This is a genomic window from Delftia sp. WSY_10 (genome assembly GCF_043104705.1).
Lineage (GTDB): Bacteria > Pseudomonadota > Gammaproteobacteria > Burkholderiales > Burkholderiaceae_C > Comamonas > Comamonas tsuruhatensis.
This window is the reverse complement of record NZ_JBICKY010000012.1, coordinates 666,964-681,996: the sequence shown is the minus strand read 5'-3', so window position 1 is coordinate 681,996 and position 15,033 is coordinate 666,964. Positions and strand designations below refer to the sequence as shown.

The following is a 15,033-nucleotide window of genomic DNA, read 5'->3' as shown; positions in this document are numbered from 1 at the left end:
ACCGAAAGAACCCACGAATGACAGCGATCCAAGAGAGCCCGCGCGCTCCCGTCTCATCGGCCAGGGCCAACCTGAAAATGCTGGTGCGCTACAAGGCCTGGGCCAACGGCCTGACCTTCAAGAGCGTGATGGAGCTGCCCGAAGGCGAGGCTCTGAAACAGCGGCCCACGAGCTTCGGCAACATGGTGCGCACGCTGAACCACGTCCTTGTGGTGGAGGACATCTTCAGGCACCACCTGCAGGGCCGCAAACATGGCTACACCATGCGCAACACCGACCACACGCCCACGCTGCAGGCGCTGTGGGAATCGGTGCAGGCAATGGACCGCTGGTATGTGGAGTTCGTCGATGCGTGCCCGGACGAGGAACTGGCGAAGGTCGTGCACTTCGAGTTCGTGGGCGGCGGGCAGGGTGCCATGACGCGCGAGCAGATCGTGCTGCATGTGGTGAACCACGGCAGCTACCACCGTGGCTTTGTCAGCGACATGATGTACCAGGTGCCCTTCGTGCCGCCGGCCAACGACCTGCCGGTGTTCCTCAGGGACTGCTACCGCGTGGACGAGCCGGCCTGCGGTTGAGGCAGGGCCAGGGCCTGCTGCGCCAGGGCGCCCTGGCGCACGGGCAGCGCAGGCGGCGCGTCGCCGGGCAGGGCCCATCCCTGGCGCAGCGCACCGGCAAAACCGTCGGCCACGCGCGAGTAGGCGCGGCCGCTGGTCATCACCCGGGGCCGGGCCGACCAGGCGATGCGGGCGCCGCCGGCCGCCAGGCGGTCCACCAGGTCCTGGTCCTCGCCGCAGGTGCGTGCGTCGAACCCGCCGGCCTGGCGGTAGTGCCAGGCCGAGATGCCCAGGTTGGCGCCATGCACGTGGCGGTGGCCGTCGCGGTCCGTGTAGGTGGTCTCGAAGTGCCGCCGCGCCGTGTCCGCCTGGACGCCGTGGTCCGACCAATCGGCCACCTGCACCGTGCCGCAGACCACGTCGGACTGAAGTGCCAGCTGGTCGGCCAGCCAGCTCGGCGAGACGGTGGTGTCGGCGTCCGTGAAGGCCAGCCAGCGGGCGCCCAGCAGCAGCAGGTACTCCGAGCCCAGGGCCCGCGCCTTGCCCACGTTGCGCGCGGCAATGGACAACGGGATGGCGGGCCAGCGGCGCACGGCCGATTCGGTGGCGTCCTGGCAACTGTCCAGCACCACCACGACGGCCACGGTCTCGCCTTGCAGGTCGGCATGGGCGGCCGCGCAAAACACGCTGTCCAGGCAGCGGCCTATGAGGTCTTCCTCGTCATGGGCTGGGATGCACACGCCGATCATCTGTCCGTCCTTTCAGGGGTTTTCTGCCAGATGTCCAGCTGGAAATCCGGTTCGCTGTGGCTCAGCAGCAAGTGCAGCTGCGCATGGGCCGACACGCTGTCATGCAGGGCGCGGGTGCTCTGCAGGTGATCGTGCGCCCCATGCCGCCAGTGGCACATGAGCCAGTGGCCGCCGCCCTGCAGCGAGGCCAGGCACTGGCGGTTGAAATGCGCCAGTGCCGCGTCGTCGAAGTAGTAGGCAAGCTCCGAGACCACGATGAGATCGAAGCCTTGCTGCGGCGCCTGGGGCACCTGTGGCCATTGCCAGGGCAGGGGCAGGGCCTGCAGGTCCAGGCGGGCGCGGTCCTGCGGCGCAATCCGCTGGCGGCACAGATCCACGGCCCTGTCCGAGAAGTCGACGGCGCACAGCCGGTCGCAGCGCTGCAGCAGGCGCTGCGTGGCCTCGCCATTGCCGCAGCCGGGCTCGAAGCCGTAGGCATAGCGCTCGCGCGGCAGGGCGGCCAGCAGCAGGTCGCGCTTGCGCCGCTCGTACCAGCGCGATGCGACCTGCCAGGGGTCGGGGTCGGCCTGGTACATGTGCTCGAAGTGCTGCCTGGCGCCGTTCATAGAAACACCACTTCAAACGGACGCAGCAGGCGCTGAGTGGCCCAGGACGGCAGGATGGCGTCGCGGCCCGTGGACGGGTCCGGCAGCAGCTGGCTGCGAAAGCACGACAGGGCCTGGCGCTTGAGCGCCAGCTCCTGCGGCGCCAGCGCAATGGCGGCGGCGCGGTGCCAGGGCACGCGCGCGTCGCCGGGCTCGGCCCAGTGCCAGGCCCAGATCGGCAGCTCGAAGAGCCGGCAGCCCGCGTGCCGGGCTGCCGTGGCGCAGGCCTGGCCCGTGGCCTCGTGGTCCGGGTGCCCGTCTTCGCGCCAGGTGCACAGTAGCGCATCCGAGGGCTGCAGCAACGGCTCCAGCCGTTGCAGCAACTGCGCTGCATGCTCGGCGATATGGCCGTCGGGCAGGCCCAGCCGCAGCACCTGCGCCTGCGGCGCAAGCAGGGCCAGGGCCTGGGTGCTTTCCTGCACGCGCTCGCGCACCAGACGTTGCGGCGGCCACAGCGTCGAGTCGGGGTGGCTGGCTCCGCCATCGGTCACGGAGACGATGAGGCAGGGCATGCCCCGCTCGGCACAGCGGCGCAGCAGGCCGGCGCAGCCCAGGATCTCGTCATCGGGGTGCGGCGCGACGATGACGGCGCGGCGCCGGCCGTCCAGCAGGTCGTCCATGGATACCTGCGCTGGCCGGCGCTGCGCAAACCAGGCCTGCCAGCGCGATTCCGGCGTGCCCCGGCCCTCGATGAGGCGCGGCTTCACAGCATCCATGCCGCGCCTCCCGGTGCCTGCGAGGCCTGTGCCTTGTCGGCCAGCAGGCGGCCCAGCGCGGCCTGGTCACGCTCGGCATGGCTTTGGCGGATGAAGACGGGCAGGTCGGCCATCAGCTGCGCCAGGCCCCTGTTCTTGCACAGCGGGCCCGGTCCGATGGCGCGCGGCACGCGCCGCAGCACCTCTTCGGCGGCGGCTTCCACGGCCAGGCGGGCGCGGCTCACGGCCAGCAGGCAGGGGTCCGAGGGCGTGGCATCGATGCGGGCCGCAGCGTCGCGCAGCAGGCCGGCCGCGCCGGCCAGGGCCACATCCAGCGCGCCCAGGTGGGCCTGGCGGTGCGGGTCCTCGCCTTGACCGACGGCCTGCTGCAGATGGCTGGCGATGCGCGCTGCCGCGCCATGCCAGCAGGCCGCAACGCCCGCGCCGCCATGGTGAAAGCCGGGGCGGCTCAGGTACTGGCCCGGTTCGCCGACCAGCACGCCGGTGGCGCCGTCGAAGTGCACGTCGGCGCTGGCGCTGGCGGCCATGCCCACGGCCTGCCAGTGGCTGTCGTCCCTGCGGATGCCGGGCTGGTCCATGGTGACGGCGATCAGGCAGCGCCGGCCGTCGGCCAGCCAGCCGCTGACCAGGGCACGGTCCACCGCGCGCGCGCCCGAACACCAGGGCTTGTGGCCGGACAGCTGCACGGCCATGCCGGCATGTGCCGCAGCATGGGGGGCCGTGGGCGTGGCCTGCACGCGCTCGCCCGGCGGCTCGGCGCACCAGACGGCCCAGCGCAGGCCTTCGGTGGCCAGGTCGGCCTGCAGCTCGGACAGGATGGCCAGGGCATCGGTATGGCCTTCATAGAGCTTGGCCAGGCTCAGGCTGTGGGCGGCCACCTCGGCCAGTGCGCGCCAGCGCTGCAGCGTGTGGCCATGGCCCGGCAGCGGCAGGCGGTCGGCGCCCTGCGCCACCAGCAGGGCCAACTGGTCCGCTGGCGACAGGTCCGTGTGGCCGCGCAAGGCCTGCGCCAGCGTGTCGCTGCATGTCCACGCATGGGCGTGCTCGTTGTCGTGCTGGGCCATCGCCGCTTGCCTTCCTTTTGTGTGTCGTGCGCAGCCCGGGAAATGGGGGTGGGGCCGGGCGATGCCATGGTGCCGGGAGGATGAACGCGGCGCCGCAGGAGCAGGAAGGCATTACCTGTCGGAGACCACCGACCGGCAGGCGTCCCGTTCCACGCCGTCGGCAGGGCAGGCGGCCAGCTCCAGGCGCAGCGGTGCCTGCTCCTGCCTGATCGAGGGAACGGGGATGCCGAAGGCTTCCCTTTCCCTGTGCTCCAGCGGCCTGGCCTCTTTCAAGGCAGACAGAAAGGCCTTGCGCCACCAGTGCACGTCCTGCTCGGCGATGCGCTGCAGCAGCCGCTGGTGCCGCTGGCGCCTTTCCTGCAGCGGCATCTGCAGGGCCTGCTGCACCACGGCGGCCGTGCCGTGCACGTCGTAGGGATTGACCAGCAGCGCCTCCTGCAGCTGCTCGGCCGCGCCGGCAAACCGCGACAGCACCAGCACGCCCGGGTCGGCCGGGTCCTGGGCCGCCACATATTCCTTGGCCACGAGGTTCATGCCGTCGCGCAGCGGCGTGACCAGGCCCACGGCCGCCGCGCGGCACAGGCCCGGAATGCCATCGCGCGGCAGGGTCTGGTGGATGTAGCGCACGGGCATCCAGTCCAGCTCGCCGTAGTCGCCGTTGACGGCGCCGCACAGCGATTCAAGCTCCCGCCGTATGTCGGCATACGCGTCCAGGCCCTCGCGCGTGGGCGAGCCGATCTGGATCAGCGTGGCGCGCCGGCGCTGCTCGGGATGGCGGGCCAGCAGCTCCCGAAAGGCACGCAGGCGCTGCGGCAGGCCCTTGGAGTAGTCCAGCCGGTCTATGCCCAGCATCAGGCGACGCTGTGCGTACTCGTGCTTCATGCGCGCATGCATGTCCTGCGATGCGCCGGACAGGGCCAGCGCCGCGAAGCCCTCCACATCGATGCCGATGGGGAAGGCGCGGCACACCAGGCGCTGCCCATGGGCACGCAAGGCGCCATCGCCCAGCGACTGGCCCCCGGCCTCGTCGCAGACATAGCGCTCGAAATGCTGCACGTCCTGGCGGGTCTGCAGGCCCACAAGGTCGTAGGCAAACAGGCAGCGCATCAGCCATGCATGCTCGGGAATGGCCGCCAGCAGGGTCGGCGGGGGCAATGGGATGTGCAGGAAAAAGCCGATGCGCTGGCGGCAGCCCAGGGCGCGCAGCTCGGCCGCCAGCGGGATCAGGTGGTAGTCATGCACCCAGAGGATGTCGTCCTGCGCCAGCAGCGGCAGCAGCCTGCGCGCAAGCAGCTGGTTCACGCGGCGGTAGCCGGCCGCATGGCCCGTGTCGAAGCTCGCCAGGTCCAGCCGTCCGTGAAAGACGGGCCACAGCACGCCGTTGCTGAAGCCCGCGTAGTAGCTGTCATGGTCCGCGCGGTCCAGGTCCACCGTGGCCAGCGTGACGTTGCCTGCCTGGGTGCGGTGCACATGGCCGGCCGGCGCGGCCTGGGCACCGTCGTCGGTGACGGCCCCGCTCCAGCCGAACCACAGGCCGCCCGTCTGCCGCAGCGCATCGCCCATGGCCACGGCAAGGCCCCCGGCCGCGGCCCTGCGCGGATCGGCCACGCGGTTGGAGATCACCACCAGCCGGCTCATGGCAGCACCTCCGCGCAGGTCTGCGCAGCCAGGTGCATGCATGCGGACTTCAGCCAGGCATGCACGGCCTGCGGGCTGCCCAGCCGGTGGCTGGCCCTGCTTGCGCCTTCGCCCACCTTGATCGCCATGCCGCCGTGTGCCTGCACCACGGCAAAGCCGCTCTCGTCCGTGACATCGTCACCGGCAAACACCGGGGTGCGGCCGGCGAACGGCGCTTCGCGCAGGAAGGCCGCAATGGCGTGGCCTTTGTCCACGCCTGCGGGCCTGACCTCCAGCACGCATTTGCCGTGCAGCAACTCCAGCCCGGGCTGGTGCCGCAGTGCGCGGACCAACATGTCCAGGCACAGCGCCGCCAGCTCTGGCGCACGCCGGTAGTGCAGTGCGACCGAGGAGCGCTTGCGCTCCACCAGCAGGCGGGGATGATCGGCCGCCAAGGCATTGCACATCTGCAGCACGGTCTCTGGCATGGCCGATGCCTGCATGTGCAGGCGGCCTGCGGCATCCCGCCGCTGCAGGCCGTGCTCGCAGGCGGCGGGCAGATGCAGCGGCGCCAGATAGTGGTCCAGCATCTCGACCTGCCGACCCGTGACGATGGCCAGCGCACCGCCCAACAGACCCTGCAGCCTGGTCAGCATCGGGATCAGGCCGGGGTCTGGCGCAATGGCGTCCGGGGTCTCGGCCAGCGGCACGAGCGTGCCGTCGAAGTCGAGGAACAGTGCGGATCTGCAGGTGGGGGATGGGGGTGTTTCCATGGAGGCGCCAGGGTATGGGTTGCCGGTTTCGTGGAACGACATCAGGAAAGCGTCTGCTGCCATGGCCTGCTCACCGCTCGGCCTTGATGGAGCCGCGGATGTTGGTGATGGCCAGGCAGAACTGCAGACTCACCAGCGCCCAGGCCGCCGTGGACCAGCCCCACAGCGCCCACAGCGCATTGCTGAGCATCAGGATCCAGAAGCCCAGGTTGCGCCTTTGCGCAGAACGCGAGCCCACACACCAGGCGCCGGCGATGGAGGCCAGAAAGGCAGGCCACTGGAGCCAGTCGGGAATGTCGGGCATGGGGTTGCTCCTGTATGGAGTGAAGCGCGGGCACCTCAGTTGCCGGGCCGTGCCGGGTCGTCTTCGTCGATGGAGTGGCATTCCTTGCAGGCTCCGCTTTCGTGCGCGCGGGCGGCCAGATTGACGTGGAAGGCCGCCCCTTGCTGCAGCTGCTCCCCGTCCAGAGCCCTTCGATGCCGGTCATGCGGTTGCTGGCGATCTTGTTGGCTGCCAGCAGCTCGTTGCGCTTCAGGTGCAATCAAGGCTGCTTGCGCACCATCTTCTTGCGCCGTTCGGCATCCAGGCCCGGCGTCTGGCGCATGTCGGTATCGACCTGGCCGGAGGCGAGGTCGTCATGGGCCTGGCGCATCACCGGATCGGGCGCATCGCTGGTAGCGTCCAGGCTCTGGTCGCGCTCGTGCGGAAGGCGCAGGCCCTGTTCGGATGCGTCGGATGCATCGGATTCACCGGGCGCATGGGGCGCCTTGCCGACCTGTCCGGGCAGCTTGGTCTGGCCATCGCCCGACGGCTTCGCCTGTGTGGGTGCAGAGGACTTGGATGCGGATGGGGTCTTGTCTTTCATGGCGTCTTCCTTTCATTCGCGGGCCTGCGCAGGCGGCGCTTGGGCCATGGTCTCTTGGCCCTTTCGCAGCCGCCGTGGGACCACGCCGAAAGCGCAGGAACGAAAAGATGCCTCGCGCATGAACGCCGTTCTCAGGCACGCCGATTGCCCTGTGCCGGGGTGCGAAAAATGGCCACAGGCCACTGGCGCGATGTCCGCAAGGCCCGGTCGCCGCGTTCCTACGGCACATGGCCGCAAGCGCGCACGCCGGCGGCGCGCCACGGCGATCACGATAGACATCACTTTCAACTGCCAAGGAGCACATTCCATGACGCAATCGAATCCCGCAAACCGTGACCCGCTGTCTGACGCGCCCGGCGCACATCCCGTGGGCACCGGCATAGGCGCTGCAGGCGGTGCCGTGACCGGCGCTGCATTCGGCGCAATGGGCGGCCCCATCGGTGCTGCCGTGGGCGGTGTGGCCGGTGCCGTGGTCGGCGGGCTGGCCGGCAAGGGCGCGGCCGAAGCCGTCAATCCCACGGTCGAGGACGCCTACTGGCGCGACGCCTACCAGAACGAGCCCTACTACGTGGCCGGCCGCAGCTACGAGGAGTACCGCCCCGCCTACGAGCTGGGCTGGAACGCGGCCGCCGCGCGCCGCGATGCCGATTTCGATGCCTTCGACGCCGAATGGGAGCGCGAATGGACCACGCGCCGTGGCGCCAGCCATCTGGACTGGGACCAGGCCCGGCCCGCAGCGCGCGCAGCCTGGGAGCGCGCAGGCGTTCGCGATGTCCGTGATGACACGGGGACCATCGTGGCACCGGCCTACACCGGCGACATCGACAACGACGATGTGGCCGACGTGCTCAACGACCTGCTCGAATCCTGCCGCGATGGCGAGTACGGCTTTCGCACCTCGGCCGAGAACGCCGACTCGCCGGACCTCAAGACCCTGTTCCTGCGCCATAGCGCCGAGTGCGGCGCCGCCGCGCTGGAGCTGGAGGCCGAGATCCGCAAGCTGGGCCGCGAGCCAGCATCGGGCGGCACGGTGGCCGGCGCGCTGCACCGGGGCTGGGTGTCGGTGAAGACGGCGCTGACCTCGCAGGACGACAAGGCCGTGCTGGAGGAGTGCGAGCGCGGCGAGGATTCCGCCGTGGCCCAGTACCGCAAGGCGCTCAAGCAGCCGCTGCCTCCGGCCATCCGCGTGATGGTGGAGCGCCAGGCCCAGGGCGCGCAGCGCAACCACGACGAAGTGCGCGATCTGCGCGACCGCATGCGCGCAGCCTCCTGACCCGGCACAGGATGCCTGGGGGTTGCTAGCCGCCTACGCCGTACGGCGCAAAGCGGCTGGCGTTCTCATCCACATGCAGCGCCTTTCCCACATAGGGAAAGGCGCGCTGCGTGCACTGGTCACGCTCGCAGACCTTGCAGCCCATGCCGATGGGCGTGGCCGATTCCGGATCGCCCAGGTCTAGCCCCTTGGCATAGACCAGGCGCGCGGCATGGCGTATGTCGCAGCCCAGGCCGATGGAGAAGGTCTTGCGCGGCGAACCATAGCCGCGCTGACCGTGCGAGACCGAGCGTGCAATCCACAGGTAGCGCCGCCCGTCGGGCATGCTGGCGAGCTGGCGCAGCACCTGGTCGGGCTGGCCGAAGGCCTCGTACACCGTCCACAGCGGGCAGGTGCCGCCGGTGCGGCTGAAGTGGAAATGCGTGGCCGACTGGCGCTTGGAGATATTGCCCGCGCGGTCCACGCGCACAAAGAAGAAGGGCACGCCGGGCGCGCCGGGCCGCTGCAGCGTGCTCAGCCGGTGGCAGACGGTTTCAAAGCCCACGCCAAAGCGCTGGCCCAGCAGGTCGATGTCATAGCGCAGCTGCTCGGCCGATTCCAGGAACAGGTCGTAGGGCAGCAACAGCGCGCCCGCAAAGTAGTTGGCAAGGCCCACGCGGGCGAGCTTGCTTGAGGCCGGGTCGCCCTGGAAGGCGGCGGTGGCGATCAGCCGGTCCAGCGTGTCGCCCATCTCCAGCAAGGCCAGCTGCGTGCCCAGCTGGAAGGCCTGTTGCGCAGGCTCCAGCGCCGAGGACAGCCACAGCGAGCGCGTGGCCGGGTCGAAGCGGCGCTGGCTTTGCCGGGAGTCTTCCGAGCGATGCACCTGCACGCCGTGGCGCTGCTGCAGCCGCCGGACCAGCCAGTCCGCCAGATGGCCCGGGTCCGCACGCGCCTCGCCGGCCAGGGCCTGGGCCGCGCGGTCCACTTCATCGAAGTAGTTCTGGTGCGCAAAGAAGAAATCGCGCACGGCCTCGAACGGCATGGTGCGCGCCACCGGCATGTCCGAGCGGTCATCGCCCAGCCTGAGCGACATGCTCTCGATGCGCTCCAGGGCTTCCAGATGGCGGCGGTGCAGCGCCATCACCGCACGTCCCAGGGCGGGCATCTGCGCGGCGACTTCCTGCAGCTCGGGCAGGGCAATGGATTCGGGCGCCTCGGCAAGGGCCTCGCGCAGGCCGGCGACCAGGCGCGCTTCCTCGTCCTCCGAGAACTGCTGGATATCGACGCCCAGCACGCGGTTGAGCTTGAGCAGCACCGACACCGTCAGCGGCCGCTGGTTCTGCTCCAGCTGGTTCAGGTAGCTGGGCGACAGGCCCAGCGCGTGGGCCAGGGCGATCTGGGACAGGCCGTGCTCCGCGCGCAGTTTGCGCAGCTTGACGCCCATGAACGTCTTCTTCATGGCTGTTTCCTCGGGTGGCTGTTATTCGCAGAATTTGCAAATTCGCGGACTTCGTTTCGCAAGAATTTGCCTTTTCAGCACTATGGCAGGGGCGCTATTTTGCGTAAATTGCGAAACATGACAACACCCACCGGAACCGCCGAGTTGCATGAACTGGTATTGCCCGCGCTGGCCAACCACCACGGCACGCTGTTCGCGGGCCAGGGCCTGCAGCTCATGGCCAAGGCGGCCTTTCTCGCTGCGCGCAGCCTGGCACAGCGCGAGGTCGTGATGGCCGCCGTCACCGGCGTGGACTTCCTGGCGCCCGTGCCCGTGGGCCATGAGATCGTCCTGCGCGGCTGGGTCAGCCGCGTGGGGCGCAGCTCCATGACGGTCTGCGTCACCGCGTCGGCCCAGGCGCCGGGCATTGCCTGCGAGGACGTGCTCAAGGGCCTGTTCGAGATGGTGGCTGTCGACCACAACGGCCTTCCTGCGGCCATTGCCCATTCCTATCTGAACCAGGAGACCCTTTCATGAGTACCACGACCATCGACGCGCCATCTGCGTCCGCATTCAAGCCCAAGAAATCCGTCGCGCTGTCGGGCGTGACCGCCGGCAACACAGCGCTGTGCACCGTGGGCCGCTCGGGCAACGACCTGCACTATCGCGGCTACGACATCCTGGACATTGCCGAGGTCTGCGAGTTCGAGGAGATCGCCCATCTGCTGGTGCACGGCAAGCTGCCCACGCGCCCCGAACTGCAGGCCTACAAGACCAAATTGCAGGCGCTGCGCGGCCTGCCGGCCAGCGTCAGGCAGGCGCTGGAGCAACTGCCTGCCGGCGCCCATCCGATGGACGTGATGCGCACCGGCGTCTCGGCCCTGGGCTGCGTGCTGCCGGAAAAGGACGACCACAACCTGGCGGGTGCCCGCGACATTGCCGACCGGCTCATGGCCAGCCTGGGCTCCATGCTGCTGTACTGGTACCACTGGAGCAATTCGGGCCGGCGCATCGAGGTGGAGACCGACGACGACTCCATCGGCGGCCACTTCCTGCACCTGCTGCACGGCCACCGGCCGTCCGAAGGCTGGGTGCGCGCCATGCACACCTCGCTCAACCTCTATGCAGAGCATGAGTTCAACGCCTCCACCTTCACGGCGCGCGTGATCGCGGGCACGGGCAGCGATATGTATTCCTCCATCGCGGGCGCCATCGGCGCGCTGCGCGGGCCCAAGCATGGCGGCGCCAACGAGGTGGCCTTCGAGATCCAGAAGCGCTACGACACGCCCGACGAGGCCGAGGCCGACATCCGCCGCCGCGTCGATGCCAAGGAAGTGGTGATCGGCTTCGGCCACCCCGTCTACACCGTCAGCGACCCGCGCAACGTGGTCATCAAGGGCGTGGCCAAGCGCCTGTCCGACGAGGCCGGAACCACCCGCATGTACGACATTGCCGACCGGCTGGAATCGGTGATGTGGGAGGTCAAGAAGATGTTCCCCAACCTGGACTGGTTCAGCGCCGTCAGCTACCACATGATGGGCGTGCCCACGGCCATGTTCACGCCGCTGTTCGTGATCGCGCGCACCAGCGGCTGGGCAGCGCACGTGATCGAGCAGCGCCAGGACAACAAGATCATCCGCCCCAGCGCCAACTACACGGGGCCGGATGACCAGAAGTTCGTGCCCCTCGATGCGCGCGCCTGAGCCGCCGCTGTCCTGAACCTGGCGGGCGGGCTGCAGGCCTGCCCGCATTGCATCCGCCCCATGAACAACGACCACAAGAAACCCCTGCCCGGCACCACGGTGCACTACATCGATGCCCGCGCCGCCGTCGATGCGCTCTCGCCCGGCGCCTGGGCACGCCTGCCCTACACCGCCCGCGTCCACGCCGAGAACCTCGTGCGCCGCGCCGATCCCGCGCAGCTGGACGGCTACCTGCTGCAGCTCATCGAGCGCCGGCGCGACATCGACTTTCCCTGGTACCCCGTGCGCGTGGTCTGCCACGACATCCTGGGCCAGACCGCCCTGGTGGACCTGGCCGGCCTGCGCGACGCCATCGCGGCCGAAGGCGGCGACCCCGCCCAGGTCAACCCCGTCGTTCCCGTGCAGCTCATCGTGGACCACTCGCTGGCCGTGGAGTGCGGCGGCTTCGATCCCGATGCCTTCGTGAAGAACCGCGCCATCGAGGACCGCCGCAACGAGGACCGCTTCCACTTCATCGAGTGGACAAAAAAAGCCTTCGCCAACGTGGACGTGATCCCCGCAGGGAACGGGATCATGCACCAGATCAATCTGGAGAAGATGTCCCCCGTGGTGACAGTGCAGGATGGCCTGGCCTTCCCGGATACCTGTGTCGGCACCGACTCGCACACGCCCCATGTCGATGCCCTGGGCGTGATCGCCGTGGGCGTGGGCGGCCTTGAGGCCGAGAACGTCATGCTGGGCCGCGCCTCCTGGATGCGCATGCCCGAGATCGTGGGCGTGCGCCTCACGGGCCGGCGCCAGGGCGGCATCACCGCCACCGACATCGTGCTGGCCCTGACCGAATTCCTGCGCCAGCAAAAGGTGGTGGGCGCCTATGTGGAATTCTTTGGCGAGGGCGCCGACAGCCTGAGCATCGGCGACCGCGCCACCATCTCCAACATGTGCCCCGAATACGGCGCCACGGCGGCCATGTTCTCCATTGACGACCAGACCCTGGCCTACCTGCGCCTGACCGGCCGCGACGAGGCCCAGGTGCGCCTGGTCGAGGCCTATGCGCGCACCGCAGGTTTCTGGAGCGACAGCCTGGCCGATGCCCAGTACGACCGCGTGCTGCAGTTCGACCTGTCCACCGTGGTGCGCAACATGGCCGGTCCCTCGAATCCGCACCGGCGCCTGCCCACCTCGGCCCTGGCCGAGCGCGGCATTGCCGATGCGGCCAAGCTGCAGGCCGCCCGCGCCCAGGAGCGCCAGGGCCTGATGCCCGATGGGGCCGTCATCATCGCGGCCATCACCAGCTGCACCAACACCAGCAACCCGCGCAATGTCATCGCCGCGGCGCTGCTGGCGCGCAATGCCAATCGCCTGGGTCTCACGCGCAAGCCCTGGGTCAAGTCCTCGCTGGCGCCGGGCTCCAAGGCCGTGGAGCTGTACCTGAAGGAGGCCGGGCTGCTCAGCGAGCTGCAGCAGCTGGGCTTTGGCATCGTCGCCTTTGCCTGCACCACCTGCAACGGCATGAGCGGCGCGCTGGACCCCAGGATCCAGCAGGAAATCGTCGAGCGCGACCTCTACGCCACGGCCGTGCTCTCGGGCAACCGCAACTTCGACGGGCGCATCCATCCGTATGCCAAACAGGCCTTCCTGGCCTCGCCGCCGCTGGTCGTGGCCTATGCGCTGGCGGGCACCATCCGCTTCGACATCGAGCAGGACGTGCTGGGCGTGGTGGAAGGCCGCGAGATCCGCCTCAAGGACCTGTGGCCCGCCGACGAGGAGATCGACGCCATCGTTGCCCAGGCCGTGCGCCCCGAGCAATTCCGCGCCGTCTACGAACCCATGTTCGCCATCCGCAAGGACGATGGAGACCGGGCCCGGCCACAGTACGACTGGCGCCCCCAGTCCACCTACATCCGCCGCCCGCCCTACTGGGATACCGAAGGCGTGGGCGCGCTGGCGGCCTTCCCGCGCACGCTGCGCAACATGCGGCCGCTGGCCCTGCTGCCCGACAACATCACCACCGACCACCTGTCGCCCTCCAACGCCATCCTGGCCGACAGCGCGGCGGGCGAATACCTGGCGCGCATGGGCCTGCCCGAGGAAGACTTCAACTCCTACGCCACCCACCGCGGCGATCACCTGACGGCCATGCGGGCCACCTTCGCCAACCCGCAGCTGGTCAACGAGATGGCCGTCATCGACGGCGTGCAGCACAAGGGCTCGCTGGCGCGCATCGAGCCCGAAGGGCGCGTGGTGCGCATGTGGGAGGCCATGGAAACCTACCTGAACCGCCGCCAGCCGCTGATCATCATCGCGGGCGCCGACTACGGCCAGGGCAGCTCACGCGACTGGGCGGCCAAGGGAGTGCGCCTGGCGGGCGTGGAGGCGGTGGTGGCCGAAGGCTTCGAGCGCATCCACCGTACCAACCTCATCGGCATGGGCGTGCTGCCGCTGCAGTTCGTGCCGGGCACCGACCGCAAGACCCTGGGGCTGGACGGCACGGAGATCTATGGCGTGGAAGGCGAGCGCACGCCGGGCACCCAACTCACGCTGGTGGTCGAGCGCAGAGACGGCCAGACGCTGCGCGTGCCCGTGACCTGCCGGCTGGACACGGCCGAGGAGGTATCGGTCTACGAAGCGGGCGGCGTGCTGCAGCGGTTTGCGCAGGACTTCCTGGCGCAGGCTCAGGCCGCCTGAGCAGGGAGCGTGCCAGCGGCCAGCGGCTGGCGCGCCAGCTCGATGAAGGCCTGCAGATAGTCGGTCTGCAGGTCCGCCACCCGCGCGCCCAGGAAGATCTGCTTGGCAATGCCCTGGGCGCCCAGGCGCACGGGCACCACGTCCAGCTTGCCCGCGTACTCCTGCACCAGCCAGCGCGGCAGGGCCGCCACGCCCCGGCCGCTGGCCACCATCTGCATCATGATGTCCGTGGTCTCTATGGCCTTCTGGCGGCGCGGCGTGATGCCGGCCGGCATGAGGAACTGGTTGTAGATGTCCAGCCGGTCCATGGGAACGGGATAGGTGATCAGCACCTCGGGCGCGAGCTGGGCGGCCTCCACGAAATCGGCCCCTGCCAGCGCATGCGCGCTGGAGACCACCAGCACCTGCTCGTAGTCGAACACGGGCACGAACTCCAGGCCCGTCTTGAACAGCGGATCGGGCGTGACCAGCAGGTCGATCTCGTAGCCGAACAGCGCGCCGATGCCGCCGAACTGGAATTTCTGCTTCACATCCACATCCACATCGGGCCAGCTCGCCAGATAGGGCGCGACGATCTTGAGCAGCCACTGGTAGCAGGGATGGCACTCCATGCCGATGCGCAGCGCGCCGCGCTCGCCCTGGGCGAACTGGCGCAGCCGCTCCTCGGCCAGGTCCAGCTGGGGCAGCACGCGCTGGGCCACGGCCAGCAGGTACTGGCCGGCCTGCGTCAGGCGCAGGCTGCGGCCTTCGCGCAGCCAGATGTCCGTGCCCAGCTGCTGCTCCAGCTTCTTCATGCTGTGGCTCAACGCCGACTGCGTCACGCACAGCACGCCGGCCGCCGCCGTCAGCGAGCCCTGTTTTTCGACTTCACGGACGATGGCGAGGTGGGTGCGTTCGAGCATTTTGGTGAGAAAAATTCATGGATTTTTGAACTAGAAAAATTCTAGTTCATTGATGTGGATCCAT

General features: G+C 69.2%; 15 protein-coding genes. 5 read left to right on the top strand and 10 right to left on the bottom strand.

What is annotated here, in order from left to right; translation table 11 throughout:
- Window positions 1–17 precede the first annotated feature (17 nt).
- The gene (locus tag ACF8ML_RS05220; RefSeq protein ID WP_016448419.1) at window positions 18–578 is read left to right on the top strand and encodes a DinB family protein; all 561 of its coding nucleotides are present in this window, start codon (window positions 18–20) and stop codon (window positions 576–578) included.
- On the opposite strand, the gene ACF8ML_RS05215 is transcribed toward ACF8ML_RS05220, so the two are convergent.
- The 8 genes from ACF8ML_RS05215 to ACF8ML_RS05180 all read right to left on the bottom strand — a co-directional run bounded on the left by ACF8ML_RS05215 (window position 548) and on the right by ACF8ML_RS05180 (window position 6,986).
- Window positions 548–1,306, bottom strand: coding sequence for a glycosyltransferase (locus tag ACF8ML_RS05215; protein ID WP_392406552.1), 759 nt, complete (start codon window positions 1,304–1,306; stop codon window positions 548–550). The two genes, ACF8ML_RS05220 and ACF8ML_RS05215, sit on opposite strands and share 31 nt — an antisense overlap.
- Complete coding sequence (locus tag ACF8ML_RS05210; RefSeq protein ID WP_392406550.1) at window positions 1,303–1,911, bottom strand: class I SAM-dependent methyltransferase; 609 nt, start codon at window positions 1,909–1,911, stop codon at window positions 1,303–1,305. Before ACF8ML_RS05210 ends, ACF8ML_RS05215 begins: the two co-directional genes overlap by 4 nt.
- A complete protein-coding gene (locus ACF8ML_RS05205) occupies window positions 1,908–2,666 on the bottom strand; it encodes a PIG-L deacetylase family protein (protein WP_074922447.1) in 759 nt (252 codons plus the stop codon). The genes ACF8ML_RS05210 and ACF8ML_RS05205 overlap by 4 nt, the downstream gene beginning before the upstream one ends.
- Window positions 2,654–3,730 carry an acyl-CoA dehydrogenase family protein gene (locus ACF8ML_RS05200; RefSeq protein WP_016448415.1) on the bottom strand — a complete coding sequence of 359 codons (1,077 nt, stop codon included), beginning with the start codon at window positions 3,728–3,730 and terminating at the stop codon, window positions 2,654–2,656. The genes ACF8ML_RS05205 and ACF8ML_RS05200 overlap by 13 nt, the downstream gene beginning before the upstream one ends.
- Before the next feature lie 111 nt (window positions 3,731–3,841).
- Window positions 3,842–5,368, bottom strand: a complete 1,527-nt coding sequence (locus tag ACF8ML_RS05195; RefSeq protein ID WP_392406549.1) for a trehalose-6-phosphate synthase — start codon at window positions 5,366–5,368, stop codon at window positions 3,842–3,844.
- Window positions 5,365–6,183, bottom strand: coding sequence for a trehalose-phosphatase (gene otsB / locus ACF8ML_RS05190; RefSeq protein WP_047327893.1), 819 nt, complete (start codon window positions 6,181–6,183; stop codon window positions 5,365–5,367). Before otsB ends, ACF8ML_RS05195 begins: the two co-directional genes overlap by 4 nt.
- A 7-nt stretch (window positions 6,184–6,190) precedes the next feature.
- Entirely contained in the window at window positions 6,191–6,424 is a 234-nt protein-coding gene (locus ACF8ML_RS05185; protein WP_016452716.1) for a hypothetical protein, read from the bottom strand.
- 238 nt (window positions 6,425–6,662) lie between these two features.
- Window positions 6,663–6,986, bottom strand: coding sequence for a hypothetical protein (locus tag ACF8ML_RS05180; RefSeq protein ID WP_016448411.1), 324 nt, complete (start codon window positions 6,984–6,986; stop codon window positions 6,663–6,665).
- 307 nt (window positions 6,987–7,293) lie between these two features.
- Between ACF8ML_RS05180 and ACF8ML_RS05175 the strand changes: the two genes are divergently transcribed.
- Complete coding sequence (locus ACF8ML_RS05175; RefSeq protein ID WP_016448410.1) at window positions 7,294–8,259, top strand: PA2169 family four-helix-bundle protein; 966 nt, start codon at window positions 7,294–7,296, stop codon at window positions 8,257–8,259.
- A gap of 25 nt (window positions 8,260–8,284) precedes the next feature.
- Here ACF8ML_RS05175 and ACF8ML_RS05170 read toward each other — a convergent pair whose 3' ends face one another.
- Window positions 8,285–9,697 (bottom strand): short-chain fatty acyl-CoA regulator family protein, encoded by a 1,413-nt coding sequence (locus ACF8ML_RS05170; protein ID WP_047327892.1) that lies wholly within the window; start codon window positions 9,695–9,697, stop codon window positions 8,285–8,287.
- Between the two features lie 117 nt (window positions 9,698–9,814).
- On the opposite strand from ACF8ML_RS05170, the gene ACF8ML_RS05165 reads away from it, so the two are divergent.
- The 3 genes from ACF8ML_RS05165 to acnD are packed head-to-tail and all read left to right on the top strand — an operon-like array spanning window position 9,815 to window position 14,067.
- On the top strand, window positions 9,815–10,213 hold the full coding sequence (locus ACF8ML_RS05165) for an acyl-CoA thioesterase (RefSeq protein ID WP_160854293.1): 399 nt from the start codon (window positions 9,815–9,817) through the stop codon (window positions 10,211–10,213).
- The gene (gene prpC, locus ACF8ML_RS05160) at window positions 10,210–11,379 is read left to right on the top strand and encodes a 2-methylcitrate synthase (RefSeq protein WP_133073241.1); all 1,170 of its coding nucleotides are present in this window, start codon (window positions 10,210–10,212) and stop codon (window positions 11,377–11,379) included. Before ACF8ML_RS05165 ends, prpC begins: the two co-directional genes overlap by 4 nt.
- Window positions 11,380–11,439: 60 nt before the next feature.
- Complete coding sequence (gene acnD, locus ACF8ML_RS05155) at window positions 11,440–14,067, top strand: Fe/S-dependent 2-methylisocitrate dehydratase AcnD (protein ID WP_392406545.1); 2,628 nt, start codon at window positions 11,440–11,442, stop codon at window positions 14,065–14,067.
- On the opposite strand, the gene ACF8ML_RS05150 is transcribed toward acnD, so the two are convergent.
- Window positions 14,055–14,969, bottom strand: a complete 915-nt coding sequence (locus ACF8ML_RS05150; RefSeq protein ID WP_392406543.1) for a LysR substrate-binding domain-containing protein — start codon at window positions 14,967–14,969, stop codon at window positions 14,055–14,057. The genes acnD and ACF8ML_RS05150 overlap by 13 nt on opposite strands.
- Window positions 14,970–15,033: the final 64 nt, after the last annotated feature.

Bases quoted from the DNA above. Each gene is read 5' to 3' on its own strand.
- ACF8ML_RS05220 (WP_016448419.1), top strand. From the start codon at position 18: ATGACAGCGATCCAAGAGAGCCCGCGCGCTCCCGTCTCATCGGCCAGG.
- ACF8ML_RS05215 (WP_392406552.1), bottom strand. From the start codon at position 1,306: ATGATCGGCGTGTGCATCCCAGCCCATGACGAGGAAGACCTCATAGGC.
- ACF8ML_RS05210 (WP_392406550.1), bottom strand. From the start codon at position 1,911: ATGAACGGCGCCAGGCAGCACTTCGAGCACATGTACCAGGCCGACCCC.
- ACF8ML_RS05205 (WP_074922447.1), bottom strand. From the start codon at position 2,666: ATGGATGCTGTGAAGCCGCGCCTCATCGAGGGCCGGGGCACGCCGGAA.
- ACF8ML_RS05200 (WP_016448415.1), bottom strand. From the start codon at position 3,730: ATGGCCCAGCACGACAACGAGCACGCCCATGCGTGGACATGCAGCGAC.
- ACF8ML_RS05195 (WP_392406549.1), bottom strand. From the start codon at position 5,368: ATGAGCCGGCTGGTGGTGATCTCCAACCGCGTGGCCGATCCGCGCAGG.
- otsB (WP_047327893.1), bottom strand. From the start codon at position 6,183: ATGGCAGCAGACGCTTTCCTGATGTCGTTCCACGAAACCGGCAACCCA.
- ACF8ML_RS05185 (WP_016452716.1), bottom strand. From the start codon at position 6,424: ATGCCCGACATTCCCGACTGGCTCCAGTGGCCTGCCTTTCTGGCCTCC.
- ACF8ML_RS05180 (WP_016448411.1), bottom strand. From the start codon at position 6,986: ATGAAAGACAAGACCCCATCCGCATCCAAGTCCTCTGCACCCACACAG.
- ACF8ML_RS05175 (WP_016448410.1), top strand. From the start codon at position 7,294: ATGACGCAATCGAATCCCGCAAACCGTGACCCGCTGTCTGACGCGCCC.
- ACF8ML_RS05170 (WP_047327892.1), bottom strand. From the start codon at position 9,697: ATGAAGAAGACGTTCATGGGCGTCAAGCTGCGCAAACTGCGCGCGGAG.
- ACF8ML_RS05165 (WP_160854293.1), top strand. From the start codon at position 9,815: ATGACAACACCCACCGGAACCGCCGAGTTGCATGAACTGGTATTGCCC.
- prpC (WP_133073241.1), top strand. From the start codon at position 10,210: ATGAGTACCACGACCATCGACGCGCCATCTGCGTCCGCATTCAAGCCC.
- acnD (WP_392406545.1), top strand. From the start codon at position 11,440: ATGAACAACGACCACAAGAAACCCCTGCCCGGCACCACGGTGCACTAC.
- ACF8ML_RS05150 (WP_392406543.1), bottom strand. From the start codon at position 14,969: ATGCTCGAACGCACCCACCTCGCCATCGTCCGTGAAGTCGAAAAACAG.